25 protein-coding genes are annotated in these 24,513 nt (G+C 72.4%); 6 read left to right on the forward strand and 19 right to left on the reverse strand.

What is annotated here, in order from left to right:
- Nucleotides 1-33: 33 nt before the first annotated feature.
- On the reverse strand, nucleotides 34-2,325 hold the full coding sequence (locus tag AMK18_RS02035; RefSeq protein WP_073861410.1) for an MMPL family transporter: 2,292 nt from the start codon (nucleotides 2,323-2,325) through the stop codon (nucleotides 34-36).
- 359 nt (nucleotides 2,326-2,684) lie between these two features.
- Between AMK18_RS02035 and AMK18_RS02040 the strand changes: the two genes are divergently transcribed.
- Together AMK18_RS02040 and AMK18_RS02045 are read left to right on the forward strand one after the other, a co-directional pair.
- A complete protein-coding gene (locus tag AMK18_RS02040) occupies nucleotides 2,685-3,887 on the forward strand; it encodes a S8 family peptidase (RefSeq protein WP_073861411.1) in 1,203 nt (400 codons plus the stop codon).
- A 115-nt stretch (nucleotides 3,888-4,002) separates the two neighbouring features.
- Nucleotides 4,003-4,380, forward strand: a complete 378-nt coding sequence (locus tag AMK18_RS02045; protein ID WP_018100646.1) for a nuclear transport factor 2 family protein — start codon at nucleotides 4,003-4,005, stop codon at nucleotides 4,378-4,380.
- Between the two features lie 3 nt (nucleotides 4,381-4,383).
- Here AMK18_RS02045 and AMK18_RS02050 read toward each other — a convergent pair whose 3' ends face one another.
- On the reverse strand, nucleotides 4,384-5,220 hold the full coding sequence (locus AMK18_RS02050; protein ID WP_073861412.1) for an ABC transporter ATP-binding protein: 837 nt from the start codon (nucleotides 5,218-5,220) through the stop codon (nucleotides 4,384-4,386).
- A gap of 138 nt (nucleotides 5,221-5,358) precedes the next feature.
- Between AMK18_RS02050 and AMK18_RS02055 the strand changes: the two genes are divergently transcribed.
- A complete protein-coding gene (locus tag AMK18_RS02055; RefSeq protein ID WP_073861413.1) occupies nucleotides 5,359-5,946 on the forward strand; it encodes a TIGR03086 family metal-binding protein in 588 nt (195 codons plus the stop codon).
- A gap of 68 nt (nucleotides 5,947-6,014) precedes the next feature.
- Nucleotides 6,015-6,647 (forward strand): mycothiol-dependent nitroreductase Rv2466c family protein, encoded by a 633-nt coding sequence (locus AMK18_RS02060; RefSeq protein ID WP_073861414.1) that lies wholly within the window; start codon nucleotides 6,015-6,017, stop codon nucleotides 6,645-6,647.
- Nucleotides 6,648-6,662: 15 nt separating this feature from the next.
- Here AMK18_RS02060 and AMK18_RS02065 read toward each other — a convergent pair whose 3' ends face one another.
- The 14 genes from AMK18_RS02065 to AMK18_RS02125 all read right to left on the reverse strand — a co-directional run bounded on the left by AMK18_RS02065 (nucleotide 6,663) and on the right by AMK18_RS02125 (nucleotide 20,170).
- On the reverse strand, nucleotides 6,663-7,421 hold the full coding sequence (locus AMK18_RS02065) for a sirohydrochlorin chelatase (protein WP_073861415.1): 759 nt from the start codon (nucleotides 7,419-7,421) through the stop codon (nucleotides 6,663-6,665).
- Nucleotides 7,422-7,428: 7 nt separating this feature from the next.
- Nucleotides 7,429-8,346, reverse strand: a complete 918-nt coding sequence (locus tag AMK18_RS02070; protein ID WP_018100641.1) for an ABC transporter permease — start codon at nucleotides 8,344-8,346, stop codon at nucleotides 7,429-7,431.
- Nucleotides 8,333-9,124 carry an ABC transporter ATP-binding protein gene (locus tag AMK18_RS02075; RefSeq protein WP_018100640.1) on the reverse strand — a complete coding sequence of 264 codons (792 nt, stop codon included), beginning with the start codon at nucleotides 9,122-9,124 and terminating at the stop codon, nucleotides 8,333-8,335. The genes AMK18_RS02070 and AMK18_RS02075 overlap by 14 nt, the downstream gene beginning before the upstream one ends.
- A gap of 35 nt (nucleotides 9,125-9,159) precedes the next feature.
- A complete protein-coding gene (locus tag AMK18_RS02080) occupies nucleotides 9,160-10,275 on the reverse strand; it encodes an aliphatic sulfonate ABC transporter substrate-binding protein (RefSeq protein WP_018100639.1) in 1,116 nt (371 codons plus the stop codon).
- Between the two features lie 242 nt (nucleotides 10,276-10,517).
- Nucleotides 10,518-11,849 carry a sulfate adenylyltransferase subunit 1 gene (locus AMK18_RS02085; protein ID WP_018100637.1) on the reverse strand — a complete coding sequence of 444 codons (1,332 nt, stop codon included), beginning with the start codon at nucleotides 11,847-11,849 and terminating at the stop codon, nucleotides 10,518-10,520.
- Nucleotides 11,850-12,785, reverse strand: coding sequence for a sulfate adenylyltransferase subunit CysD (cysD, locus tag AMK18_RS02090; protein ID WP_018100636.1), 936 nt, complete (start codon nucleotides 12,783-12,785; stop codon nucleotides 11,850-11,852).
- The gene (cysC, locus tag AMK18_RS02095) at nucleotides 12,782-13,327 is read right to left on the reverse strand and encodes an adenylyl-sulfate kinase (RefSeq protein WP_018100635.1); all 546 of its coding nucleotides are present in this window, start codon (nucleotides 13,325-13,327) and stop codon (nucleotides 12,782-12,784) included. The genes cysD and cysC overlap by 4 nt, the downstream gene beginning before the upstream one ends.
- Nucleotides 13,328-13,350: 23 nt before the next feature.
- Entirely contained in the window at nucleotides 13,351-14,067 is a 717-nt protein-coding gene (locus AMK18_RS02100; RefSeq protein WP_073861417.1) for a phosphoadenylyl-sulfate reductase, read from the reverse strand.
- A complete protein-coding gene (locus tag AMK18_RS02105) occupies nucleotides 14,064-14,243 on the reverse strand; it encodes a hypothetical protein (RefSeq protein WP_018100633.1) in 180 nt (59 codons plus the stop codon). The genes AMK18_RS02100 and AMK18_RS02105 overlap by 4 nt, the downstream gene beginning before the upstream one ends.
- A complete protein-coding gene (locus tag AMK18_RS02110) occupies nucleotides 14,240-15,937 on the reverse strand; it encodes a nitrite/sulfite reductase (RefSeq protein ID WP_073861418.1) in 1,698 nt (565 codons plus the stop codon). Before AMK18_RS02110 ends, AMK18_RS02105 begins: the two co-directional genes overlap by 4 nt.
- A 114-nt stretch (nucleotides 15,938-16,051) precedes the next feature.
- Nucleotides 16,052-16,135: a putative leader peptide gene (locus AMK18_RS35575; RefSeq protein ID WP_309486338.1), complete on the reverse strand. Its 84-nt coding sequence runs from the start codon at nucleotides 16,133-16,135 to the stop codon at nucleotides 16,052-16,054.
- A gap of 185 nt (nucleotides 16,136-16,320) precedes the next feature.
- Nucleotides 16,321-16,917 carry a GNAT family N-acetyltransferase gene (locus AMK18_RS02115; protein ID WP_026171188.1) on the reverse strand — a complete coding sequence of 199 codons (597 nt, stop codon included), beginning with the start codon at nucleotides 16,915-16,917 and terminating at the stop codon, nucleotides 16,321-16,323.
- Nucleotides 16,918-16,966: 49 nt separating this feature from the next.
- Nucleotides 16,967-18,196: a helix-turn-helix domain-containing protein gene (locus tag AMK18_RS02120; protein WP_241836502.1), complete on the reverse strand. Its 1,230-nt coding sequence runs from the start codon at nucleotides 18,194-18,196 to the stop codon at nucleotides 16,967-16,969.
- Nucleotides 18,197-18,532: 336 nt separating this feature from the next.
- Nucleotides 18,533-20,170 carry an acyl-CoA dehydrogenase family protein gene (locus tag AMK18_RS02125; protein ID WP_073861420.1) on the reverse strand — a complete coding sequence of 546 codons (1,638 nt, stop codon included), beginning with the start codon at nucleotides 20,168-20,170 and terminating at the stop codon, nucleotides 18,533-18,535.
- A 74-nt stretch (nucleotides 20,171-20,244) separates the two neighbouring features.
- Between AMK18_RS02125 and AMK18_RS02130 the strand changes: the two genes are divergently transcribed.
- On the forward strand, nucleotides 20,245-21,372 hold the full coding sequence (locus AMK18_RS02130) for a YihY/virulence factor BrkB family protein (protein WP_018100628.1): 1,128 nt from the start codon (nucleotides 20,245-20,247) through the stop codon (nucleotides 21,370-21,372).
- A 4-nt stretch (nucleotides 21,373-21,376) separates the two neighbouring features.
- Here AMK18_RS02130 and AMK18_RS02135 read toward each other — a convergent pair whose 3' ends face one another.
- A complete protein-coding gene (locus tag AMK18_RS02135; RefSeq protein WP_018100627.1) occupies nucleotides 21,377-21,721 on the reverse strand; it encodes a CU044_2847 family protein in 345 nt (114 codons plus the stop codon).
- Nucleotides 21,722-21,777: 56 nt separating this feature from the next.
- Between AMK18_RS02135 and AMK18_RS02140 the strand changes: the two genes are divergently transcribed.
- Nucleotides 21,778-22,473 (forward strand): helix-turn-helix domain-containing protein, encoded by a 696-nt coding sequence (locus tag AMK18_RS02140; protein ID WP_073861421.1) that lies wholly within the window; start codon nucleotides 21,778-21,780, stop codon nucleotides 22,471-22,473.
- On the opposite strand, the gene AMK18_RS02145 is transcribed toward AMK18_RS02140, so the two are convergent.
- Together AMK18_RS02145 and AMK18_RS02150 are read right to left on the reverse strand one after the other, a co-directional pair.
- Nucleotides 22,470-22,865 carry a VOC family protein gene (locus AMK18_RS02145; RefSeq protein WP_241836427.1) on the reverse strand — a complete coding sequence of 132 codons (396 nt, stop codon included), beginning with the start codon at nucleotides 22,863-22,865 and terminating at the stop codon, nucleotides 22,470-22,472. The genes AMK18_RS02140 and AMK18_RS02145 overlap by 4 nt on opposite strands.
- Before the next feature lie 80 nt (nucleotides 22,866-22,945).
- Complete coding sequence (locus AMK18_RS02150) at nucleotides 22,946-24,499, reverse strand: 3-hydroxyacyl-CoA dehydrogenase (RefSeq protein ID WP_073861422.1); 1,554 nt, start codon at nucleotides 24,497-24,499, stop codon at nucleotides 22,946-22,948.
- Nucleotides 24,500-24,513: the final 14 nt, after the last annotated feature.

Genomic DNA, 24,513 nt, shown 5'->3' on the forward strand with positions numbered 1-24,513 from the left:
GCGCCGGGAGGAGGGCCCACGTACAAGAGGGGATCAGACGCCGACCCGCTCCGGCTCCTCGTCGCCGCGCGCCGGTGCGGACGGGCCCGGCTCGTCGTCGTACGACTCGTCGTGCGTCATGTCCGGCAGCCACCGCAGCCACTTCGGGAAGTACCAGTTGCGCTCGCCCAGCAGGGCCATCACGGCCGGGAGCAGCACCCCGCGGATGATGGTCGCGTCGATCAGCACGGCCGCCGCCAGGCCGACGCCCATCTGCTTCATGGACTGCATCGACAGCGTCCCGAAGATCGCGAACACGGCGACCATGATCACGGCGGCGCTGGTGACGACCCCGGCCGTGGTGACCACGCCGTGGGCGATGGCGTCCCGGGTGTCGCGGCCCTGGATGCGGGCCTCACGGATCCTGGAGACCACGAACACGTGGTAGTCCATCGAGAGCCCGAAGAGGATCACGAAGAGGAACAGCGGCAGCCAGGAGATGATCGCGCCGACGCCCTCCGCGCCCACCAGCGAGGCGCCCCAGCCGTGCTGGAAGACCGCCGTCAGGATGCCGTACGCGGCGCCCACCGAGAGCAGGTTGAGGACGATCGAGGTGATGGCCACGGTCAGCGAGCGGAAGCAGAGCAGCATCAGCAGGAAGGCGAAGACGACCACGAAGGCGAAGACCGGCACGACCGAGCCGACGATCTGGTCGTTGAAGTCCTTCGACCCGGCGACCTGCCCGGTGACCGGCGCCTCGACCCCCGCGACCTTGCCGAGCGTCGCCGGACGCACGGTGTCCCGCAGCAGGTCCAGGCTCTTCTCGGCCTTCTTCTGGTCCGAACCGCCGACCAGCGGTACGTCGATGACCGCGACGTTCTCCGCGTCGTGGGTCACGATGTCCACCGGGCCCTTCGAAGCCCCGGAGGAGACGGCCTGCCTGCGGAACTCCTCCAGCGCCTGCCGTACCGGCGCCGCTCCGATGTCGTCGGCCCGCACCACGACCTGCGCCGGGTCCGCGCCGCCGGGGAACGCCTCGTTCAGCCGGTCGTAGGTCCGCACGATCGGCAGCGAGTCGCCGAACTCCTGGTCCAGGGTGAGGTTCTGGGTGTGCATGCCGAGCGCGGGCAGCGCGATGGCCGCGAGCGCCCCGGCGGCGACCACGAGCGCGGTCCAGGGGCGGCGCAGCACGGCGGTGAGCACCGCGCGCCAGACGCGGCTCTCGCCGTCGGCGCCACCGCGCTCCGAGCGCTTCAGGCGGTTCAGGAACGGCACCCGGCCCTTCTCGACCCGCTCGCCGAGCAGCGAGAGGAGCGCGGGCAGCACGGTGACCGAGCCGACCATGGCGACGGCGACGACCATCAGCGAGGCCAAGCCCATCGCCTGGAACTCCGCGATGCCGGTGAAGAGCATGCCCGCCATCGCGACGCAGACCGTCACACCGGAGACGACGATGGCGCGTCCGCTGGTCGCGGCGGCGATCATCAGCGCGGTCCGGGCGTCCCGGCCCCTGGCCCGCTCCTCGCGCTCCCGGCGCAGATAGAACAGGCAGTAGTCGACGCCGACGGCCAGACCCACCAGCAGCATCACCGAGTTGGCGGTGTCGCTCATCGGCTGGAAGTGGCTCACCACCCCCATCAGGCCCATGGTCGCCATGATCGCGGTGAGGGCGAGGGCGACCGGGAGCAGCGCGGCGACCAGTGCGCCGAAGGCGATGAGCAGGATGCCGAGCGCGACCGGCACGGCGGAGAGTTCGGCCCGCTGGAAGTCGCTCCCGAAGGCGTCGTCGAACGTCTTGCCCATGCTGGCGCCGCCGATCTCCTCGATCAGCAGCCCTTCGTGCGCGCCGCCCACCTTCTCGACGGCCTTCAGCACGGGCGCGACCCGCTCGCTCGCGGTCTCGGGGTCGCCCCTCATCTCGAACTGCACGAGCGCGCTGTGCCCGTCGGCCGAGATGGTCTTCGTGGTGTACGGCGAGGTGACGGCGGTGACCTCACCGGTGTCCTGCACGGCCCGGATGACGTCCTCGACGGCCGCCCGGAACTCGGCCGACCCGGCCACCGCCCCGTCCTTGCCCTCCGACTGGACGAGCACGGTCTCACCGGCCGGGTCCTTGAGCCCCGCGTCCTCGATGATCTGCACGGCCCGGCCCACCTCGCCGGACATCTGGTCGCTCTCCTTCACGTCGACCCGGCCGGCCGCCGAGCCGAGCCCCATGGCCAGGACGACGAACAGCACCCAGATCGTCACCGCCGCCCAGCGGTGCCGGGCGCTCCAGCCGCCCGCCCGGGCCGCGACGCCCCGCACCCGCGGCCCCCGCGTCCGTGCCGCATCCACATTCCCCATGACGGGCCTGCCCCCTTGTGAACGGCACCGGCCCCACGCCGTCGCCTCCCGATTTCGAAGGTAGGGGCGGCATAAAGCGAGGGCGTCATGCTCTCCGGCGAGGCGGGCGCGGTCCCTCTCCGCCCTGCGGACGGGGCTTGCCCCCGAGAAGGAGCATCGAAGCCCCTTACACGTAAAGGTGATCGGCGTATCGAGGGGCTCCTGCGACCTTCCTGTGACGAAAAGTTGGCGAGTGCGTCGGAGCTGTAGCGAGGTATTGATCTGCGCGCGTCAATCGGTCAGGGTTTCGAGCCAGCCCCCGGAGATTTTCCGGCCGAGGGCCAATCCCCCCACAAAGAATGACGAGGAGACCCCTCTTCATGGCCATTCACAAGCGCGCACGCCGGTTCAAGCTGACCGCCTCCATCACCGCGGTCGCGGCAGCCGCCGGCGTCACCCTGCTGGGTACCCCGTTCGCCGGAGCGACACCCGCTCCGGCCATGGGCAAGATCTACGGCGCCGACGCGGCGACCGCGGTCTCCGGCAGCTACATCGTGATGCTGGACCAGAAGGCGGACAAGGCCGAACTCGCCAAGGAGTACGGCGGAAAGCTGAAGCGCAACTACAGCTCCGCCATCAACGGCTTCTCCGCCAGCGGCCTTTCGGAGACCGAGGCCAAGCGGCTCGCCGCCGACCCGGCCGTCTCGAAGGTCGTCCAGAACAAGAAGTTCCACATCGACGCCACCCAGGACAACCCGCCGTCCTGGGGCCTGGACCGCATCGACCAGACGGAGACCGCGGGCGACAACGCGTACACCTACCCGGACAGCGCGGGCGAGGGCGTCACCGCCTACGTCATCGACACCGGAGTCCGCACCACCCACGAGGAGTTCGGCGGCCGCGCCAGCTCCGGCTTCGACGCCGTCGACAACGACGACAGCGCCGACGACGGCAACGGCCACGGCACCCACGTCGCCGGCACCATAGCCGGGTCGACCTACGGCGTCGCCAAGAAGGCGAAGATCGTCGCCGTCCGCGTCCTGGACGACTCCGGCTCCGGCACCACCGAGCAGGTCGTCGCCGGCATCGACTGGGTCACCGAGCACCACGAGGGCCCGTCGGTCGCCAACATGAGCCTGGGCGGCGGCGCGGACGAAGCGCTCGACGCGGCCGTGCAGGAGGCCATCGCCTCCGGCGTCACCTTCGCGGTCGCCGCCGGCAACGAGTCCAGCGACGCCGGCGAGGGCTCCCCGTCCCGCGTCCCCGAGGCCATCACCGTCGCCTCGTCCACCGTGGACGACGAGCAGTCGTCGTTCTCCAACTACGGCTCGGTCGTGGACATCTACGCCCCGGGCTCCGACATCACCTCGTCCTGGAACGACAGCGACACCGGCTCCAACACCATCTCCGGTACGTCGATGGCGACCCCGCACGTCGTCGGCGCCGCCGCCGTCTACCTGGCCGGGCACCCGGACGCCACCCCGGCCGAGGTCGCCACGGCCCTGACCGACGGCGCCACCCCGGACGCCATCAGCAACGCCACCGAAGGCACGGCGAACAAGCTGCTGAAGATCGTCGAGTAACAGCGCCACCCACCGGCGGCCACCGCGCTCTCCCCCACGGGGCGCGGCGGCCGCGCGGTGCGTGATGCCCGTTCTACGCTGGGCCCATGACGACCGACACGGGCGGGAGACGGGCATGACCGGACCGGCACCGGGCGTGGCCGCGGCCATCGAGGGGGAGCTCCGGCTCCTGGACCCCCTGGTCCGGGCCTCCGCCGACCTCCTCGACGAGGTGCTGCACCCCGACTACCGCGAGGTGGACACCACCGGCCGCCACTGGGACCGGGACACGATCATCGACCTGCTCGTCTCGGGCCGGGCCCCGGCGCCCGGCCGGCTCACCGCCTCACTCATGCGGGGCGTGCACCTCGCCGACGGGCTCGTCCACCTCACCTTCGACACCGAGGCCAGGAACAAGCGCGCCCACCGCAGTTCGCTCTGGCGGCTCACCCGGGCCGGCTGGCTCCTCTACTACCACCAGGCCACGCCCTTCGAGGCCACGCCCGACCGCTGAGCGTCAGCCCCGGGGCGCCCGCCGCGCCCGGGCCGCCCACCGGCCGTCCGTCCGGCTGATCCGGACCGGGTGGCCGAAGCACTCGCTGACCAGGTCCGTGGTCAGCACCTCGTCCGCCCCGCCCGAGGCCAGGCACCGCCCGCCGCGCAGCAGCATCGCGTGGGTCGTGGAGGCGGGCAGCTCCTCCAGATGATGGGTGACCAGCACGGTCGCCAGCTCCGGGTGTTCCTCGCGCAACGCGTCCAGGCTGTCCAGCAGCTGTTCCCGGGCGGCCAGGTCGAGCCCGGTCGCCGGCTCGTCCAGGAGCAGCAGCCGGGGCTGCGGCATCAGGGCCCGGGCGATCAGCGTACGGCCGCGCTCACCCTGCGACAGGGCCGGCCAGCGCGACCCCGTCTTGCCGCCCATCCCGAGCATCGTCAGCAGCCGCTCCGCCCGCTCCCGCTGCCCAGGACCCGGCGACCAGCGCGGCACCGGCTCGACCGAGTTCGTCAGACCGGTCAGCACCACCTCGCTCACCGTCAGCGGCGAACGCAGCGGATGACGCGGATTGACATGGCCGAGCAGCGTCCGCAGCTCCCGCAGGTCCACCCGCCCCAGCGTGCGCCCCAGCACCTCGACCGAACCCCGCGTCGGATGCGTCACCGCCCCGAGCAGCCCGAGCAGGGTGCTCTTGCCCGCCCCGTTCGCCCCCAGCAGCGCCCAGTGCTCCCCGCCGCGCACGGTGAGCGAGACCGCGTCGAGCAGGACGTTCCCGTCGCGTACGAGAGAGACCTCGTCGGCCCGGATGACCGGGACCGGGGCCGTGACGACGGAGGGGGACAGGGGTGCGGTGGTGGTCACGTGCGGCTGCTCCTTCGTACGGGCGCGAGCGCCTTTCTGCGCACGGCAAAGCCTATCCGTGGCCCGTACACCCTCCGCGCCCGGCACCTGTCGCCTTTCTTCAAGACCGGCCGCACGCGCGTGCCTAGCGTGGAACGCATGAAGACCGAGCACGCCCACATGACCGAATGCGCCGCCGAGGCCGCCCGCGTGGCCCGGGGCGTCACCGCCGCCCGGCTGGACGCCGACGCCGTCGCCACCCCCTGCGCGGACTGGGACCTGCGCACCCTCGTGAACCACTGGGTCCTCTACACCTCGCACGGCATGGAGCACCGCGCCCGCCGCACCGAGCTTCCCGAGGAGCTGATCGCCCGCGACTTCACCGCCGACCCCGACTGGGCCGAGCGGTACGCCGCCCAGCTCGACCGGGCCGTCGCCGCCTGGTCCGACCCCGCCGTCTGGGAGGGCACCATCGGCGAGGGCGACTCCGCGTCCCCGGCCGCCGACACCGCCGCGATGCTCATCGAGGAGATCGCGCTGCACGGCTGGGACGTGGCCCGCGCCACCGGCCAGGAGTTCCGGCTCTCCGAGGGGGCCGCCGCTTACCTCCTGGGCACCGTCGAGAAGACCGCCGCGCTCTACCGCCAGTACGAGGGGTTCACCGACGAGGTGGACGCCCCGGGCGCCACCGGGTTCACCCGCGCCCTGGCGCTGAGCGGGCGCGATCCGCAGTGGACCGCGGGCTGAGAATGGCCCAGGCAGGCGGGTGCCGAATGGCCCGGGGGAGTGCGCCACCGGCTGGCTAGGCTCACCCCATGACCACTCACCCCGCCCCGGAACCGGGCAGGCCCGTCGTCGACTTCTACTTCGACCCGGCCTGCCCGTTCGCCTGGATCACCTCCCGCTGGATGCTGGAGGTCGAGCAGCACCGCGACATCGACCTCCGCTTCCACGTCATGAGCCTCTACCTGCACAACACGGGCAACGAACTCCCCGACTGGTACCGCGATCTGGTCGACCGTTCGATCGGCCCCGTCCGGGTCGCCGCCGCCGCGGCCGAGGAGCACGGCGAGGAGGTCCTGCGCGACCTCTACACCGCCCTCGGCAGCCGCATCCACCAGCAGAAGAACGAGGACTTCGACCAGGTCGTCGCCGAGGCCCTCGCCGAGCTGGACCTGCCCGCGCACCTCGCGGAGGCCGCGCACAGTGAGACGTACGACGAGGCCGTGCGGCGCAGCCACGAGGCGGGCCAGGACCCGGAGTCGGGCGGCTACGTCGGCACGCCCACGATCCACGTCGACGGGACGGTGTGGTTCGGACCGGTGCTGCGGGCGATCCCGCGCGGCGAGGAGGCGGCCCGGCTCTTCGACAGCTTCCGGGTGCTCGCGGGCCACGCCGACTTCTTCGAGCTCAAGCGCACCCGTACGGGCGGCATCGACGTCGGCTGACGCCGGCCGGCGGTTTCAGGCGCTGACCGGGACCCGCCGCGCCGCCGTCGCGTTCGCCTCGTCGTAGCGGTCGAGCAGCAGCCGGGCCAGCTCCGGGGCCGGGCCCAGCACCCCGGCCAGCACGTCCGCGCCGGCCTCGGCCGCCCCCGCCGCGATGCGGTCCGGGAGGCGGCCGGGCGCGATGACGTACGGGGCGACGGCCACGCGGCGGACGCCCTCGGCCCGCAGGGTGCGTACGACGTCCTCGGTGCGGGGAAGAGATGCGGAGGCGAACGCAGGCCGCACGGAACACCAACCGGTGTGCCGCAGCTCCCGCGCGATTTCAGCGATCACTGCGATCGCCTCCGGGTCTGAGGAGCCCGCCGAGGCCAGGACGAGCCCGGTCGAGCTTCGGTCGCCGGGGCGCACCCCGGCCTCGTACAGCCGCCGTTCCAGCGCGGCGTTCAGCAGCGGTGACGGGCCGAGCACCTCGGCCTGCCGGACCCGCAGCCGGGGCAGCGCCGCGCGGGCCTCGCGCAGCACCGCCGGGATGTCCGACTTGGCGTGGAACGCCCGGGTGAGGAGCAGCGGAAGCGCCACCACCTCGGGCGCGCCCTCGGCGGCCAGCCGTTCCAGGACCCGCGGCACCGACGGCGCGTTGAAGTCCAGGAAGGCCGTCTCCACCCGGAGCCCCGGCCGCTGCGCCCGTACCCGCGAGGTGAGCGCGTGCACGGTCGCGGCGTGCCGCGGGTCGCGGCTGCCGTGGGCGATGACGAGGAGGACCGGAGAGGACATGGAGGGCTCAGTTCTTGACGAGGAGACCGCGGCTGCGCAGCACCCACCGCTCCAGCGGGCTGAAGATGAGCAGGTCGATGGCGATGCCGACGATCAGGATGAGGAAGATGGCGAGGAAGACCATGGACATGCTGCTGGTCTCCCGGCCCTGTTCCAGCAACTGGCCGAGACCCACGCCGAGATCGGGCGAGGAGGCGATGATCTCCGCGGCCATCAGCGAGCGCCAGGAGAACGCCCAGCCCTGCTTGAGGCCCGCCAGGTAGCCCGGCAGCGAGGCGGGCAGCACGATGTGCCAGGTGCCGCGCAGCCCGGTCGCGCCGAGCGTCTTGCCGGCCCGCAGATGCAGCGGCGGGATCTGGTCGACCCCGGCGACGAGCCCGTTGGCGATCGACGGCACGGCGCCCAGCAGGATCACCGCGTACATCATCCGGTCGTCCAGGCCCAGCCAGATGACCGCCGGCGGCACCCAGGCCACCGAGGGCAGCGACTGGAGACCGGAGAGCACCGGGCCGATCGCCGCGCGCACCACCTTCACCCGGGACACCAGCAGCCCCAGCGGGGTGCCGATGACCAGGGCGAGCAGGAAGCCGAGCAGACCGCGCGAGACGCTGGTCCAGATGTAGCCGAGCAGCGTGCCCTGGGCCCAGGCGTTCGACACCTCGTCCCACACCAGGGCCGGTGACGGCAGCTTGTAGTCGTCGGTGACCTTCGCCCAGATCAGGATCTGCCAGACGATGAGGACGAGGGCGACCGCGACGACCGGCGGCAGCACCTTCTGCACCAGCACCTGGCGGACGGGCGTGCGGCTGACCCGTACCGCGTCGAGCGCGTCGAGCCCCGCCTCCAGACCGGCCAGATCCTGGGCGTCGTCCTTCGGCGCCCGGGCCCCGCCGGTGTCCTTGGCGGTGGTCTCAGTGCTGGCCATGTCGGCGGATCTCCCCACGCAGTTGTTCGGTGATCTCGACGGACAGTTCCGCGACGGCGGTGTCCTCGATACGGCGGGGCTGCTCGATGTCGACCGTCCACTCCCGGGCGATCCGGCCCGGGCGAGAGGAGAGCAGCACCACGCGCTCGGCGAGGCGCACGGCCTCGCGGACGTTGTGCGTGACGAAGAGCACGGAGACGTTGGTCTCGCGCCAGATCCGGGTCAGCTCGTCGTGCAGCACATCGCGGGTGATGGCGTCGAGCGCGGCGAACGGCTCGTCCATCAGCAGTAGTTGGCTGTCCTGAGCGAGCGCGCGGGCCATCGCCACGCGCTGCCGCATACCGCCGGACAGCTCGTGCACCCGCTTGCCGTACGCCCCGCCCAGGCGGACGAGTTCGAGCAGCCGCTCGGCCTCGGGGCGGCGGTCCGCGCGGGGCACGCCGCGCAGCCGCAGCGCCAGTTCGATGTTCTTGCCCGCGGTCAGCCACGGGAAGAGGGCGTGCTCCTGGAACATCAGGGCCGGCCGCCCGCCCGGGGTCTCGATGGACCCCGACGACGGGCGGTCGAGCCCGGCGACCAGGTTGAGCAGAGTCGATTTACCGCACCCGGAAGCTCCCAGGAGGGTGACGAACTCGCCCGGAGCGACATCGAGCGTGATGTCGTCCAGGACGAGCTGCTGCCCCTGAGGCCCGCCGAAGGACTTCGAGACGTGGTCGATCCGGGCCGCGTGCCCGACCGCCGTACGGTCCTCGGCCTTGGTGAGCGTGGTCGTCGCCATGGTCGTCACCTCCTGGGAGATCCTGGAACGGTCGGTTACTTGACGCCGAGACCGGCGTCGTCGACCTCGGGCTTGCCCGCGGCCTTGAGGACCTTGTTGAGCGGCTTCAGGTCGTAGATGCCGGTCAGGTCGGTCTCGTCCAGCAGGCCCGCCTTCACGGCGTGCTTGGCCTCCGTGTCGAGCGTGGCCGCCAGCGGGTCGTCGATGAACTCGATCGACTCCCACGCCGGGTCGATGACCTCGGCCGGAAGCTCCTTGCCGGACAGCGTCTTGAGCGCCGCGTTCGCGGACGCCTTCGCCTTGTCGGGGTTGGCCTTGATCCAGGCGTTGGTGTTGACCGAACCGCGCAGCACGGCCTCGACCACGTCCGGGTGCTCGGCGAGGAACTTCTGCGACACGATGATGTTCGTGATCACGAACTTGTCGTCCGGCCAGAGCTTCCGCTCGTCCAGAAGGACCTTGGCCCCCTGCGCCACCAGCTTGGACGCGGTCGGCTCGGGCGCCCACGCGCCGTCGATGGAACCGGACTTGTAGGCGTCCGGGGTCACCTTGTTGTCGGTGCGGACGACGGAGACGTCACCCTTGCCGCTCTGCGCGTCGACCTTCCAGCCCTTCTCGGAGACCCAGTTGAGGAACGCCACGTCCTGGGTGTTGCCGAGCTGGGGGGTCGCGATCTTCTTGCCCTTGAGGTCGTCCAGGGTCTTGATCTTCTTCGGGTTGACGACCAGCTTCACGCCGCCGGACGCCGCGCCGCCGATGATGCGCAGGCTCTTGCCCTTGGACTTGGCGAAGCCGTTGATGGAGGGCGAGGGGCCGATGAAGCCGATGTCGATCGAGCCCGCGTTGAGCGCCTCGATCTCGGACGGGCCCGCGTTGAAGGTCGAGGGCTTGACCGTCGTGCCCCCGAGCTCCTTGGCGATGATGCCTTCCTGGATGCCGACCAGAGCGGTGGCGTGCGTGAGGTTCGGGAAGTACCCGATCTTCACGGTGTCCGCCGAGAGCTTCTTCCCGCCGGAGGACGTGTTCGCCTTCTTGGCGCCGTCGTCCTTCGCGTCGGAGCCGTAGCCGCAGGCGGTCAGCGCCACGGCGAGCAGCGGCAGAGCGGCGGCAGCGGCGAGGCTGCGGCGCAGGGTGGTACGGGTGGCAGGCACGGGAGGCGTTCCTCTCGTTGGCCCGGTGCTCACGTCCCCGGAATCAGGGCGACGCGGCCGGGAGGTCGGCAGGTCTTCGTCTGAACAGGCGGTGCGTGCGGTGCTGGTGGTGCTGCAGGGCGCGCGGGCAGTGCGCGTACGTCATCGCGCACATCGCCCGACACCGCCCTGACCGCTGCCCAGGGCGCCGCTGCCGACGCGGCCGCCCTCCTTCGCGAAGGTCGAGAAGACGTCGATGCTCATCAGAAGTCCCACTCCGCGTCGTCGTCCGCGGCCGCCGGCTCCTCGACGGCGGCGAACGAGGCGCCCGCCATGCCCGCCGAGAGGGTGGTGCCGTCCGCCGGGTCGATCAGCAGGAAGGAACCGGTGCGGCGCGAGTCGGCGTACGCGTCGAGCGCCAGCGGCTCGGCGGTCCGGACCACGACCCGGCCGATGTCGTTGGCGACCAGCTTGCCCGGGGCCGGGTGCTGCGAGAGGTCGTCCAGGGTCAGCCGCGAGGGGATGTCCTTGACGATCGCCTTGACCGTGCGCGTGGTGTGCTTGAGGAGCACCCGGCGGCCCACGGTGAGCGGTTCGTCCGCGACGTGGCAGACGGTCGCCTCGACGTCCTGGGTGACGGCCGGCGCGTCGTCCACCGGCGCGATGAGGTCGCCGCGCGAGACGTCGATGTCGTCCGCCAGGCGCAGGGTCACCGACTGGGGCGCCCAGGCGATGTCCACGGGGTCCCCGAGCAGGTCGATGCCCTCGATCGTGGAGGTGCGGCCCGAGGGCAGCACGGTCACGGACTCGCCGACCCGGAACACCCCGGCGGCGATCTGGCCCGCGTAGCCCCGGTAGTCGGGGTGCTCCGCGGTCTGCGGCCGGATCACGTACTGGACCGGGAAGCGGGCGTGGCAGCCGGTCAGGTCGTGGCTGACCGGGACCGTCTCCAGGTGCTCCAGGACCGTCGGGCCGCCGTACCAGTCCATGTGGGCGGACGGCTCCACGACGTTGTCGCCGGCCAGCGCGGAGATCGGGATGGCGGTGATCTCGGGGACCCCGAGGGAGGCCGCGTACGCGGTGAACTCCTCGGCTATCGCGGCGAACACCGGCTCCGCGTAGTCCACCAGGTCCATCTTGTTGACGGCGAGGACCACGTGCGGGACGCGCAGCAGGGCGGCGACGGCGGCGTGGCGGCGGGTCTGCTCGACCACTCCGTTGCGGGCGTCGACCAGGACGACGGCCAGCTCGGCGGTGGAAGCGCCGGTGACCATGTTGCGGGTGTACTGCACGTGGCCCGGGGTGTCGGCGAGGATGAACCGGCGCCGGGGCGTGGCGAAGTAGCGGTAGGCGACGTCGATGGTGATGCCCTGCTCGCGCTCGGCGCGCAGGCCGTCGGTGAGCAGTGCCAGGTCCGGCGCCTCCTGGCCCCGGTTGCGCGAGGCGTGCTCGACGGCCTCCAGCTGGTCGGTGAGGACCGACTTGGAGTCGTGCAGCAGGCGTCCCACGAGGGTGGACTTGCCGTCGTCGACGGACCCGGCGGTGGCGAAGCGCAGCAGGGTGGTGGCGCTCAACTGCTCAGCAGTGGTGGTCATTTAGAAGTACCCCTCGCGCTTACGGTCTTCCATCGCGGCCTCGGACATCTTGTCGTCGGCGCGGGTCGCGCCCCGCTCGGTGAGCCGGGAGGCGGCGATCTCGGTGATCACGGCGTCCAGCGTGGTGGCGTCGGAGTCGACGGCCCCGGTGCAGGACATGTCGCCGACCGTGCGGTAGCGCACGAGACGGGTCTCGATGGCCTCGTGCTCCTTCGGCCCGCCCCAGTGCCCCGCCGTCAGCCACATGCCGTTGCGGTTGAACACCTCGCGCTCGTGGGCGAAGTAGATCTCCGGCAGCTCGATGCCCTCGCGCTCGATGTACTGCCAGACGTCCAGCTCGGTCCAGTTGGAGATCGGGAAGACCCGGACGTGCTCGCCGGGGGCGTGCCGGCCGTTGTACAGCTGCCACAGCTCGGGGCGCTGGCGGCGCGGGTCCCACTGGGAGAACTCGTCGCGCAGCGAGAAGACCCGCTCCTTGGCGCGCGCCTTCTCCTCGTCGCGCCGGCCGCCGCCGAACACCGCGTCGAAGCGGTGCTGCTGGATGGCCTCGGTCAGCGGCACGGTCTGGAGCGGGTTGCGGGTGCCGTCGGGGCGCTCGCGGAGCTTGCCGGCATCGATGTACTCCTGCACGGAGGCGACGTGCAGCCGCAGCCCGTGCTCGGCGACCACGCGGTCGCGGTAGGCCAGCACCTCGGGGAAGTTGTGCCCGGTGTCCACGTGCAGCAGGGAGAACGGCACCGGCGCCGGTGCGAACGCCTTGAGCGCCAGGTGCAGCATCAGGATCGAGTCCTTGCCGCCGGAGAAGAGGATCACCGGCCGCTCGAACTCGCCCGCCACCTCGCGGAAGATGTGCACCGCCTCGGACTCCAGCGAGTCCAGGTGGCTCAGCGCGTACGGATTGTCCGTGCCCTCTTGCACAGTCGCGACGGTCGTCACGCCGCACCCCTCTCGCTCAGCAGCGCGTACAGCTCCGCCGCGGACTCCTGCACGGTCTGGCGGTGCGACTCGATCCGCAGATCGGGTGACTCGGGCGCCTCGTAGGGGTCGTCCACCCCGGTGAGGCCGCTGATCTCGCCCGCCGCCTGCTTGGCGTAAAGACCCTTCACATCGCGCTCCGAGCACACCTCGACCGGAGTGGCGACGTGCACCTCCAGATACGCGGTGCCCTCGGCCTGGTGCCGCTTGCGGACGGCATCCCTGCTGTCCGCGTACGGGGCGATGACCGGGACCAGAACCTTGACGCCGTTCGCCGCCAGCAGCTCGGCGACGAAGCCGATCCGCTGCACGTTGGTGTGCCGGTCCTCGCGCGAGAAGCCGAGGCCCGCCGAAAGGAACTCGCGGATCTCGTCGCCGTCGAGCACCTCCACACGGTGGCCCTCGGCGCGCAGCCGCCCGGCGAGTTCATAGGCGATGGTGGTCTTGCCGGCGCTCGGCAGACCGGTCAGCCAGACGGTGGCCCCCGTCTCCGTCACGCTCATCGAAGTCTCCTGATCAGTCGTCATCAGCCGTGCAGCCCGCATTCGGTCTTGCCGCGCCCGGCCCAGCGGCCGGCCCGCGCGTCCTCGCCCTCCAGCACCCGGCGGGTGCAGGGCGCGCAGCCCACGGAGGCGTAACCGTCCATCAGCAGCGGGTTGGTGAGCACCCCGTGCTCGGCGACGTAGGCGTCCACGTCGTCCTGGGTCCAGCGGGCGATCGGCGAGACCTTCACCTTCCGGCGCTTCTCGTCCCAGCCGACCACGGGGGTGTTCGCCCGGGTCGGGGACTCGTCGCGGCGCAGCCCGGTCGCCCAGGCGGCGTACGCGGTCAGGCCCTCTTCCAGGGGCTTGACCTTGCGCAGCTTGCAGCAGAGGTCGGGGTCGCGGTCGTGCAGCTTCGGCCCGTACTCGGCGTCCTGCTCGGCGACCGTCTGACGCGGTGTCAGCGTGATCACCCGGACGTCCATCACGGCGTCCACCGCGTCCCGGGTCCCGATGGTCTCCTCGAAGTGGTAGCCGGTGTCCAGGAACACCACGTCCACGCCGGGCGTCACCCGGGAGGCGAGGTGCGAGACGACCGCGTCCTCCATCGAGGAGGTGACGCAGAACCGGGGCCCGAAGGTGTCGGTCGCCCACTTCAGGATGTCGAGCGCGGAGGCGTCCTCCAGCTCGCGCCCGGCCCGCTCGGCGAGCTCCCGCAGCTCCTCACCGGTGAGCGCGTCGATGTTCTGAGTGACCGTCATATCCCGTCCCCTCCAACGTCGTTGGCCTTCAGTCCCCGGCTCAGCAGGCCCAGGAACTTCAGCTGGAACGCCCGATTGCAGGAGGCGCATTCCCACGCCCCGTGCCCGGCCTCGTGCGGACGCAGGTCCTCGTCCCCGCAGTACGGGCAGTGGAACGGTGCGGCGCGCCCGCTCATGACAGCGACTCCGCGCTGGCGCGGGCCGCCCAGGTGGCGAAGCGCTCGTCGGCCTCGCGCTCCTCCTGGAACCGGCCGAGCACGCGCTCCACGTAGTCGGGCAGCTCGGCCGAGGTGACCTTCAGGCCGCGCACCTTGCGGCCGAAACCGGCCTCCAGGCCGAGAGCACCGCCCAGGTGGACCTGGTAGCCCTCCACCTGCTCGCCGTTCTCGTCCAGGACGAGCTGGCCCTTGAGCCCGATGTCCGCGGTCTGGATGCGGGCGCAGGCGTTCGGGCAGCCGTTGATGTTGATGGTCAGGGGCTCGTCGAAGTCGGGGAGGCGGCGCTCCAGTTCCTCGATGAGGGAGGCGCCGCGCGCCTTCGTCTCCACGATCGCGAGCTTGCAGTACTCGATGCCGGTGCAGGCCATCGTGCCGCGCCGGAAGGTGGACGGCTTCACCTGGAAACCGAGCGCCTCCAGGCCGGCGGACAGCGACTCGACCCGGTCCTGCTCGACGTCGAGGATGATCATCTTCTGCTCGACGGTGGTCCGGACCCGGCCGGAGCCGTGCTCCTCGGCCAGCTCGGCGATCTTGGCGAGCGTGGAGCCGTCGACCCGGCCGACCCGGGGGGCGAAGCCGACGTAGAAGCGGCCGTCCTGCTGCTGGTGGATGCCGACGTGGTCGCGCCACCGGCTGCTCGGCTCCGCCGGGGCGGGGCCGTCCAGCAGCGGGCGCTTCAGGTACTCGTCCTCCAGGATCTGGCGGAACTTCGCCGGACCCCAGTCGGCCATCAGGAACTTCAGCCGGGCGCGGTTGCGCAGCCGGCGGTAGCCGTAGTCGCGGAAGATGCCGACGACGCCCGCCCAGACGTCCGGCACCTCGTCCAACGGCACCCAGGTGCCCAGACGTTCGGCCAGCCGGGGGTTGGTGGACAGGCCGCCGCCGACCCAGACGTCGAAGCCCGGCCCGTGCTCGGGGTGTTCGACGCCCACGAAGGCGATGTCGTTGATCTCGTGGACGACGTCCTGGACCGGGGAGCCGGAGATCGCGGTCTTGAACTTGCGGGGCAGGTTGGAGAATTCGGGGCTGCCGATGTAGCGGGAGTGGATCTCCTCGACCGCCGGGCTGCCGTCGATGATCTCGTCGGCCGCGATGCCCGCAACGGGCGAGCCGATGATCACGCGGGGGCAGTCGCCGCACGCCTCGGTGGTGGAGAGCCCCACGGCCTCCAGCTTCTCCCAGATCGCCGGGACGTCCTCGATGCGGATCCAGTGCATCTGGACGTTCTGCCGGTCGGTGATGTCCGCGCTGCCCCGCGCGTACTCCTGCGAGATCTCGCCGATGACGCGCAGCTGCTCGGTGGTCAGCTTCCCGCCGTCGATGCGGACCCGCATCATGAAGTACTTGTCCTCCAGCTCCTCGGGCTCCAGCACCGCGGTCTTGCCGCCGTCGATGCCGGCCTTGCGCTGGGTGTAGAGCCCCCACCAACGCATGCGTCCCCGCAGGTCGTTGGGGTCGATCGAGTCGAATCCGCGCTTGGAGTAGATCGTCTCAATGCGTGTCCGCACGTTGAGACTGTCGTCGTCCTTCTTGAACTGCTCATTGCCGTTGAGCGGGGTGTAGTGCCCCAGGGCCCACTGACCTTCGCCGCGGTGGCGGCCCACCTTGCGGCGGGGCGCGGCGGGCGCAGGCTTTTCCGGGGTTGCGGCCATGACAGTACGTCCTTCGGGACTGCGGGAGGGCGGCTCTGAACTGCACACTCGCGTGAAGCGCGGCGGTGCGCAGGGCTGAACTGAAGCAAGGGGATCTCGGCGGTGCTGGGACTCTCAGCTCGCCGGACAGATGGCGCTGGACATGCGGCCGAGGTCGACGTGGCGTCGACTCACCAAGGCAATTCCAGTTCCGGACATGACGGAAGCGTGTCATGGGGATCTCGCGGCAGTCCACCACTATCCATGATGTGGACGGCGTGGTCCCGCCTGATGAGACGATGTGGCGCCCGTCACGCAGGGGACGGGCGCCGGGGTGCAGCGTAAAACCGGACAAGCGAGGGGATTTGCTACGGAAGCGGCTACGGCTGTGCGCGGGGCACCGCTCAGCGGCCGGAGCCCGGCCACGGGCCGGGGGTGTCCACCGGCTCCTCCAGCTCGGTGCGCGTGTCGAACAGCCGGAAGCCGCGCCTCAGGTAGTTGTCCATCGCGTGCGGACCGTCCTTGGAGCAGGTGTGCAGCCACACCCGCTTCGTCGCCGGCCGCTCCGGCCACCGCTCGGCCAGGTCCCAGGCGCGGGCCGCGCCGTACGACAGCAGATGACCGCCGATCCGCCGCCCCCGGAAGGCCGGGATCAGCCCGAAGTACATGATCTCGACCACGCCGTCGTCCTGCGGGTCCAGCTCGATGTAGCCCGCCGGGGTGCCGTTCGCGTACGCCACCCAGGTCTCCGCGCCCGGCCGCTCCAGGGCCTCCTGCCACTGCGCGTACGTCATGCCGAGGCGGTCCGTCCACCGGATGTCGCCGCCCACCGCCGTGTACAGGAAGCGGCTGAACTCGGGCAGCGGCACCTCGGACCGCACGATCCGGACCTCCGCGTCCGGCACGGCCGACGGCCGCAGATCATCGGGGGAGGTCTGCTCCAGGGACCAGATGGTCACCTCTTCGGAGGCCGGTGGCGCGGGTCGTACGGGGTCGCTCATGGCTGCCAGACAACCATGCCCCGCCCCTCTCGCCCCACCCGGCCCCTGGTCACGGGGGTTCCGGAACCTCCCGCGCAAGCCCCTCCCGCTCCCGCGCCCCGCGCGCCGCCGTCACCACCGGGGCCTGCGAGTGCGGCAGCAGATCGGCCGGGTGCTCCGGATGGACGACCTCCACCTCCACGCCCTCGCCGAACCGGTACGGGCGGTGCGCGAGGACCTCGGCCAGATGGCGCCGCAGCCGCGATATCTCCGCCCGCACCGTCACCGTCCTGGTCGCGTCACCGAACAGGTCCTGGGCCAGCTCGGAGGCCGTACGCCCCTCCCGGTGCAGCGCCAGCGCGTACAGCAGCTCGGCGTGGCGCGGGGACAGCCGCTGGGTCCAGGTGCCCACCGGGCTGACCACGTTCACCGCGAGCGCGCGCGGCCGGCTCAGATCGAGGACCACCCGGCGCGGCGGGCTGTCCATCGTCCCGTCCGCGACCTGGACCAGCCAGCCGCCCGGCAGCGGCTCCACCCGGCACATGCCCAGCGACGGCAGCCACACCCGGCCCGGCCCCAGCGACTTCGGCAGCGGCAGCCGGTCCACCGGGGGCATCCCCGTCACCGCCGCCGTCCAGCCGTGGCCGTCCACCGCCACCGCCCGGCCGCCGATCCGGCTCAGGACCGGGGCGGCCACCGCCCGCAGCCGGTCCACCGCCTCCAGGTGCCGCACCCGGATCTCGCTCTCCGCCAGCCGGGCCACCGACCGCACCAGGGCCAGCGTCGTCGGGTGGAAGGTGGACGCGGGCCCGCTGATGTCCACGATCCCCATCAGCCGGCCGTCCCGGGGATCGCGCACCGGGGCCGCCGCGCACGTCCAGCCGTGCAGGGTGCGCACGAAGTGCTCCGCCGAGTGCACCTGCACCGGGGCGCGGGAGGCCAGCGCCGTGCCGATGGCGTTGGTGCCGGTGATCTCCTCGGACCACGCCGCGCCCTCCGCGAGGCAGATGTCGTCGGCCCGGCGCAGCACCCCCGTGTTGCCCTCGCGCCACAGCACCCGGCCCTCGACGTCGGTGACGACCATGATCTGCTGCGAGGCGTCCGCGATGCTGGTCAGCCCGTCGCTGAGCAGCGGCATCACCTCGCCCAGCGCGGAGCTGCGCCGCCGGTGCTCGATCTCGTCCGCCTCCAGCAGCCTGCTGTGCGTCGTCTGCTCGGGATCGATGCCGCTGCGCAGCACCCGGTCCCAGGAGGCGCCGATCTCCGCCCGGGGCACGGCGCGCACGCGGTCGCCCGCCATCCGCGCCTCCCGGGACCGGTGCACCTGGCGTCTGGCCTGCGGGCTCTCCTGAACAATCGGCCGCAGCACGTCCGCCGGAGTCGTCTCCACGCCGGTTCCCCCTCACCCCACTGCCGGTCCGGTGCGCGGGCCGCGCCCCCATCCTGCCGCCGCCCCGGCCCCGATACCGCAACTCCACACAATGGTTGCAACCCTCTGCAACTCTGGCGAGGGTCCCCGGACCGTACAAGAGTGGCGGTACACCGCACTGCGGGGCCCCGGCCCTCACGTGCGATGTGTACAGCATGGGGGGTGGTGCCGTGTCGGCGCAGCACCACCCCCCGTTGCTGTGTCCGGTCAGGATTCCACCGGCCGGGCCCGGGCCACGACCGACGCCAGATCCAGGGTGTGCGGCAGGGTCCCGAACGCCGCGCCCCCGTCCCCTCCCAGGCGCGAAGCGCAGAAGGCGTCCGCCACCTCGGGCGGCGCCCAGCGCACCAGCAGCGAGCCCTGGAGCACCAGCGCGATGCGCTCCACGACCCGGCGCGCCCGCGCCTCGATCCCCGCCAGGTCGGCCAGCTCCGTCAGCATGTCCCTGATCGCCGCGTCCAGCCGGTGATCGGCGCCCCGGGCCCGCCCGACCTCCTGGAGGAACGCGTTCAGCGCGAGCGGTTCGCGCCGCAGCACCCGCAGCACGTCCAGCGCCTGGACGTTCCCGGACCCCTCCCAGATCGAGTTGAGCGGCGCCTCCCGCAGCAGCCGGGGCATCCCCGACTCCTCCACGTAGCCGTTGCCGCCCAGGCACTCCAGCGCCTCGCCCACCAGCGGCGTGCACCGCTTGGTCACCCAGTACTTCGCCGCCGGCACCGCGAGCCGCAGGAACGCCGACTCGCTCTCGCCGCCGTCGTCGTACGCCGCCGCGAGCCGCATCGCCAGCACGGTCGCCGCCTCCGACTCCACCGCGAGATCGGCCAGCACGTTGCGCATCAGCGGCTTGTCCACGAGCGGCCCGCCGAACGCGGACCGGTGCGTCGTGTGGTGGACCGCCTGCGCCACCGCCTGCCGCATCAGCGCCGCCGAACCGGTCACGCAGTCCAGCCGGGTCGCCGCCACCATCCCCATGATCGTGCGGACGCCCTGCCCCTCCTCGCCGATCCGGCGCACCCACGTCCCGTCGAACTCGACCTCCGCCGAGGCGTTGGACCGGTTGCCCAGCTTGTCCTTGAGCCGCTGGATCGCGAACGGGTTGCGGCTGCCGTCCGGCAGCACCCGGGGCAGCAGGAAGCAGGTGAGACCGTCCGGGGCCTGCGCGAGGACCAGGAAGGCGTCGGACATCGGCGCCGAGCAGAACCACTTGTGCCCGGTCAGCAGGTAGGCCCCGTCCTCGGCCAGCGGCTCGGCGCGCGTGGTGTTCGCCCGTACGTCCGAGCCGCCCTGCTTCTCCGTCATGCCCATCCCCAGCAGCACCCCGGCCTTCCGCAGGGGCGGCCGCAGCCCCTCCTCGTACACCCGCGAGGTCAGCAGCGGCTCCCACTCGGCGGCCACCTCCGGCTCGGCGCGCAGGGCCGGCACCGCCGCGTGCGTCATGGAGAGCGGACAGCCGTGCCCCGCCTCCGCCTGCGTCCACACCAGGAAGCCCGCCGCCCGGCGGACATGCCCGCCCGGCCGGTCCCAGGCACCGGTCAGCCCGGCCCCGACGGCGTGCCCGAGCAGCCGGTGCCAGGCCGGGTGGAAGGCCACCTCGTCGACGCGGTGGCCGTAGCGGTCGTGGGTGCGCAGCTCCGGCGGATGCTCGTTGGCCTGCGTCGCCCAGGAAGCCGCCTGTACGGAGCCGGCCGCCCGGCCGAGCGCGGTGAGCCCGACCCGGGCCTCGTCCAGGACCTCGGGCGGAAGATGACGTTCCACGGCCTCGCCGAGTACCCGGTCCGTACCGAAGACGTCATGGCCGAGCAGGGGAGGGGCCTGGTTGGACACGGTGTGGGTGGTGGTCGCCATGCCGATACGGTAAGGACGTGCAGGCAGCAAACGAAACACCCGAGCGGCCACCGGGCCGGCTCCACCGGGCCCGAGTGCTCTACCGCAACGTCTCCAAGCGGCAGCTCGCCTGGCAACTGCTCAAGGACACGGTCAACTCGTGCATGGAGTACCGCATCCTGGGACTCGCCGCCGAGGCCGCGTTCTTCACCCTGCTGTCCCTGCCCCCGCTGCTCCTCGGCCTGATCGGCCTGCTCGGTTACGTGGACGAGTGGACCAGCACCGCCACGGTCGCGTCCATCGAGCGCAACATCCTCAGCGCGGCCCACACCATGCTCTCCGAGCGGGGCGTGAACGACTTCGCCAAGCCGCTGCTGTCCGACGTCACGACCGGCGCCCGGCCCGACGTCATCTCCCTCGGCTTCGCGATCGCCCTGTGGTCCGGCTCCCGCGCGGTCAACGTCTTCATCGACACGATCACCGTCATGTACGGGCTCGACGGCCAGCGCGGCATCGTCAAGACCCGGATGCTCGCGTTCCTGCTGTACGTGGTCGCGCTGCTGCTCGGCGCCGTCGTGCTGCCGCTGCTCGTGGTCGGCCCGGACCGGGTCGTGGAGCTCATACCGTGGGGCACCGAGGTCATAAGCGTCCTGTACTGGCCGCTGGTCATCGTGCTCTCGGTCGCCTTCCTCACCACCCTCTACCACGTGTCCGTGCCGGTCCGTTCGCCGTGGATCGAGGACATGCCGGGCGCCCTGGTGGCCCTGGCGATGTGGGTGTTCGGCAGCTTCCTGCTCCGGATCTACCTGACCAGTACGGTCGAGGGACCCACGATCTACGGATCGCTCGCCGCCCCCATCGCGGTGCTGCTCTGGATCGGCGTCTCCGCCTTCGCGGTGCTGGTGGGCGCCGCCGTCAACGCGGCCATCGACCGGGTCTGGCCCTCGGTGGCGACGGCCGCCGCCCGCGCCGCGAACGACCGGGTGCGCGCCGCCCAGGCCGCCGAGTTCGTCGCCCGCACCCAGGCGGAGAGCTGGCACGGCGGCCCGCCGGCCGACGAGGACGACGACGATGACGAGGGCGACGAGGGCGACAGCCCGTACATGCCCTCCGAGTTCCCCGAGCGCTGGTCGCGGTTCCTGCCGCCGGACGACGTGAAGTCCCGGCTCCAGAAGCCCGGCCGGGAGAAGGACGCGGACCGGTCCAACCCGTACGACGAGTGAGCGCTCAGTCGGCGTCCGGCGCGCTCTGCGACCCCGGCGACCAGGACAGCTTCACCGTCAGATGGCCTTCCAGCGCGCTCTTCGCGATCACCGCGCCCGCCTCCGAGGTGATCTTCACGCCGAACTCCAGCTCCACCCCGTCCGGCTTCAGCCGCCCGTCCCGGAACACGGCGAGCGCCGACTCGGCCGCCGAGCGGATGCCCTCCAGCGCGCTGTCGAACGTGCGCCCCGCGCGCGCCAGGGCGTGCTGCCCGTCCCGCGCCACCAGCTGCGCACCCGGCGCGTGCCGGTCGACCTCCACGGTCACCGTCGCCCCGTTGTCCGTGGTGAACTCCATCAGTGACGCCATGACCGCCCCCGTAGCCGATTACGCACGCTGTCGTGTCCGTCGACGACACTAGTGGCATGGGCGACAGCTATACAGAGCGCGCGTCGCGACTGGACGGCGCGAAGGTGTGGACCCTGAGCGTCGAGCCGGGCACCGTCCATCCGGTGCTGCCCGACGGCTGCATGGACCTGCTCTGGAGCGGGGAGCGGCTGCTCGTCGCCGGACCGGACACGCACACCGCGCCCGCCACCGGCACCGGCGGCAGCTGGGCCGGAATCCGCTTCGCCCCCGGCGCCGCCCCCGCGCTGCTGGGCGTGCCCGCCCACGAACTGCGCGACCTCCGGGTGCCGCTCGCCGCGCTGTGGCCCGGCGCCCCGGTCCGCCGCCTCACCGAGCGCGTCGCCGAAGCGGCCGACCCGGCCGCCGCCCTGGAGGGCATCGCCCTGGACCGGGCGGCCCGCACCGGGCCCCCGGACCCGGTGATGCGCGCGGTCGCCACACACCTCGAGGCGGGCGGCAGCGTCGCGGAGGCCGCCCGGAGCGCCGGGCTCGGCCCCCGCCAGCTGCACCGGCGCTCGCTGACCGCCTTCGGCTACGGGCCCAAGACGTTGGCCCGGGTGCTGCGTCTGCAACGGGCCCTGGCCCTCGTACGCTCGGGGCTGCCGTACGCCGACGCGGCACTCGCGGCGGGCTGCGCCGACCAGGCCCATCTGGCGCGCGACATGCGCGACCTGGCCGGCACCACCCTGACCGCGTACTTCGGCCGGTCCTAGGAGGCGGAGGGGGCGAACAGCGAGACCGCGCAGTCGTCCGGGTCGAGGACGACGGCGTACCGCTGCCCCCACACCGCGTCCCACGGCTTCAGGTGGCCCCGGTAACCCGCCCCGGTCAGGTCCGCGTAGACCGCGTCGACCTCCGCCGGGCTGTCGCACAGGAAGGCGAGCCCGATCCGGTCCCCGCCGGACGGCGGGTTCCAGCCGGGGTCGAAGGAGCGGACGACGTCCTCGGTGTCCCACAGCAGGCGCCCGCCGCCCGGCAGGACCACCTCCACATGGGGTGCGGACTCCGCACCGGCCGGGATGTCGAGCCCCAGGCGCCGGTAGAAGGCGAGGGATGCGGGCAGGTCGGCGGTGGTGAGGGAGATCGCGTCGAGTCGTGGAGTCATGGACCGACCGTAGGCGGGCCCGCCGCCCACCGTCTTGTACGAATCGGTCACGGTCCGGTCCGCGCCCGGGCGGTCCTCCGTCACGGCGTCCCGAGCACATCCCCCGGCGACGTCCCCGGGTCCGTCAGCGCGAGCCCCAGCGCCGCGCGCTCCGTGACCCAGCGCGTCGGGCGGTGGCGCGGGTCGCCCGTCGACGCGTACAGCGCCCGGTGCAGCTCCAGCATCCGGACCGCGCCGATCCGGTCACCCCAGGCCAGCGGGCCCACCGGATAGCCGAGCCCCGTCGTGACGGCGACGTCGATGTCGGCCGGGGCGGCGAGCCCGCGCTCCGCGATGGACGCGGCGACCGACACGACGGAGGCCAGCAGCCGCTGCGCGACCGAGCCCGCCGTGTCCCGGACCACCGACACCGCGAACGGCTCACCGCCGTCCCCGGCCCGGGCCAGCACCGCGCGGGCGTCCCGCGCCGCCGCCGCGTCCGCCGCCGGGGTCACCGCGAGCACGCGTCGCCGCCCCGCCGTGGGCAGCGGGTCGACGCCGAAGGTGCGCCCGGCGGGCAGCCCGTGGGCGGCGACCGCCGAGGCGACCGGGGTGCCCCAGACCGGGACCAGGACGACCGCCGCGTCCGACGGCCGCGCCCCGTTCTCCACGGCGGCGCCCGCCGAGGCCAGCGCCTCGCGGAGCGCGGCAGCCCCGGCCTCCCGCGCGGGGTCCGGCGCGAAGACGTGCACCGGGCGGTCCGCGTCCCCGGCGACCGGCGGCTCCGGTGCGGGTCCGGTGGCCTCGGGGCCGTACGCGTACCAGCCGCGTCCGGTCTTGCGGCCGTGCAGCCCGGCCGCCACCCGGTTCGGGGTGAGGAAGGAGGGGCGGAGCCGGTCCTCGTAACGGAAGCCCTCCCAGATCGAGTCGATGACGGCGGCCGTCACATCGAGCCCGGTCAGGTCCATCAGCTCGAACGGGCCCATCCGCAGCCCCAGCACGTCGCGCGCGATCCGGTCGATGTCCGCGGGCTCCCCGACGCCCTCCTCAAGGAGTGCCAGCGCCTCCGTGACCAGGCCGCGCCCGGCGTGGTTGATCAGGAAGCCCGGGGTGTCCGCGACCGTCACCGCGCGGTGGCCGCAGCCCTCCACGAGCGAGGTGAGCAGCGGTGGGATCTCCGGCCGGGTCGCCGCGCCGGGCACCACCTCCACGATCCTCATCAGCGGCACCGGGTTGAAGAAGTGCAGTCCGGCCAGGCGCGTCGGGTCCTTCAGCGCGGCGGCGATCCGGGTCACCGAGAGCGAGGAGGTGTTGGTGGCGAACACGGCGGAGGCGGGCAGCGCCTGCTCCAGGCGCCCGAACACCTCGGTCTTGGTCGCCAGGTCCTCGCGTACGGCCTCGATCACCAGCTCCACCCCGGGGCCCGCCGCCCACGGGTCGTCCAGCGGGACCAGCCGCCCCGCCGCCGACTCCGCGTCCGCCGCCGCCATCCGCCCCTTGGCCACGGCCCGGTCCAGCATGGAGCGTACGAAGGCGACGGCGTCCGTCACCGCCTCGGCGCGTACGTCGCACAGCTCGACGGTGTGTCCGGCCGAGGCCGCCCACTGGGCGATGCCGCGGCCCATGGCTCCGGCGCCGACGATCCTGATACGCATGCGGGTCACGGTCC

The organism is Streptomyces sp. CB01249 (assembly GCF_001905735.1).
GTDB lineage: Bacteria > Actinomycetota > Actinomycetes > Streptomycetales > Streptomycetaceae > Streptomyces.

Coding starts and splice junctions, on each gene's coding strand:
- AMK18_RS02035 (WP_073861410.1), bottom strand. CDS start 2,325: ATGGGGAATGTGGATGCGGCACGGACGCGGGGGCCGCGGGTGCGGGGC.
- AMK18_RS02040 (WP_073861411.1), top strand. CDS start 2,685: ATGGCCATTCACAAGCGCGCACGCCGGTTCAAGCTGACCGCCTCCATC.
- AMK18_RS02045 (WP_018100646.1), top strand. CDS start 4,003: ATGACCGGACCGGCACCGGGCGTGGCCGCGGCCATCGAGGGGGAGCTC.
- AMK18_RS02055 (WP_073861413.1), top strand. CDS start 5,359: ATGAAGACCGAGCACGCCCACATGACCGAATGCGCCGCCGAGGCCGCC.
- AMK18_RS02060 (WP_073861414.1), top strand. CDS start 6,015: ATGACCACTCACCCCGCCCCGGAACCGGGCAGGCCCGTCGTCGACTTC.
- AMK18_RS02065 (WP_073861415.1), bottom strand. CDS start 7,421: ATGTCCTCTCCGGTCCTCCTCGTCATCGCCCACGGCAGCCGCGACCCG.
- AMK18_RS02070 (WP_018100641.1), bottom strand. CDS start 8,346: ATGGCCAGCACTGAGACCACCGCCAAGGACACCGGCGGGGCCCGGGCG.
- AMK18_RS02075 (WP_018100640.1), bottom strand. CDS start 9,124: ATGGCGACGACCACGCTCACCAAGGCCGAGGACCGTACGGCGGTCGGG.
- AMK18_RS02085 (WP_018100637.1), bottom strand. CDS start 11,849: ATGACCACCACTGCTGAGCAGTTGAGCGCCACCACCCTGCTGCGCTTC.
- cysC (WP_018100635.1), bottom strand. CDS start 13,327: ATGAGCGTGACGGAGACGGGGGCCACCGTCTGGCTGACCGGTCTGCCG.
- AMK18_RS02100 (WP_073861417.1), bottom strand. CDS start 14,067: ATGACGGTCACTCAGAACATCGACGCGCTCACCGGTGAGGAGCTGCGG.
- AMK18_RS02105 (WP_018100633.1), bottom strand. CDS start 14,243: ATGAGCGGGCGCGCCGCACCGTTCCACTGCCCGTACTGCGGGGACGAG.
- AMK18_RS02110 (WP_073861418.1), bottom strand. CDS start 15,937: ATGGCCGCAACCCCGGAAAAGCCTGCGCCCGCCGCGCCCCGCCGCAAG.
- AMK18_RS35575 (WP_309486338.1), bottom strand. CDS start 16,135: ATGTCCGGAACTGGAATTGCCTTGGTGAGTCGACGCCACGTCGACCTC.
- AMK18_RS02115 (WP_026171188.1), bottom strand. CDS start 16,917: ATGAGCGACCCCGTACGACCCGCGCCACCGGCCTCCGAAGAGGTGACC.
- AMK18_RS02120 (WP_241836502.1), bottom strand. CDS start 18,196: ATGGCGGGCGACCGCGTGCGCGCCGTGCCCCGGGCGGAGATCGGCGCC.
- AMK18_RS02125 (WP_073861420.1), bottom strand. CDS start 20,170: ATGGCGACCACCACCCACACCGTGTCCAACCAGGCCCCTCCCCTGCTC.
- AMK18_RS02135 (WP_018100627.1), bottom strand. CDS start 21,721: ATGGCGTCACTGATGGAGTTCACCACGGACAACGGGGCGACGGTGACC.
- AMK18_RS02140 (WP_073861421.1), top strand. CDS start 21,778: ATGGGCGACAGCTATACAGAGCGCGCGTCGCGACTGGACGGCGCGAAG.
- AMK18_RS02145 (WP_241836427.1), bottom strand. CDS start 22,865: ATGACTCCACGACTCGACGCGATCTCCCTCACCACCGCCGACCTGCCC.
- AMK18_RS02150 (WP_073861422.1), bottom strand. CDS start 24,499: ATGCGTATCAGGATCGTCGGCGCCGGAGCCATGGGCCGCGGCATCGCC.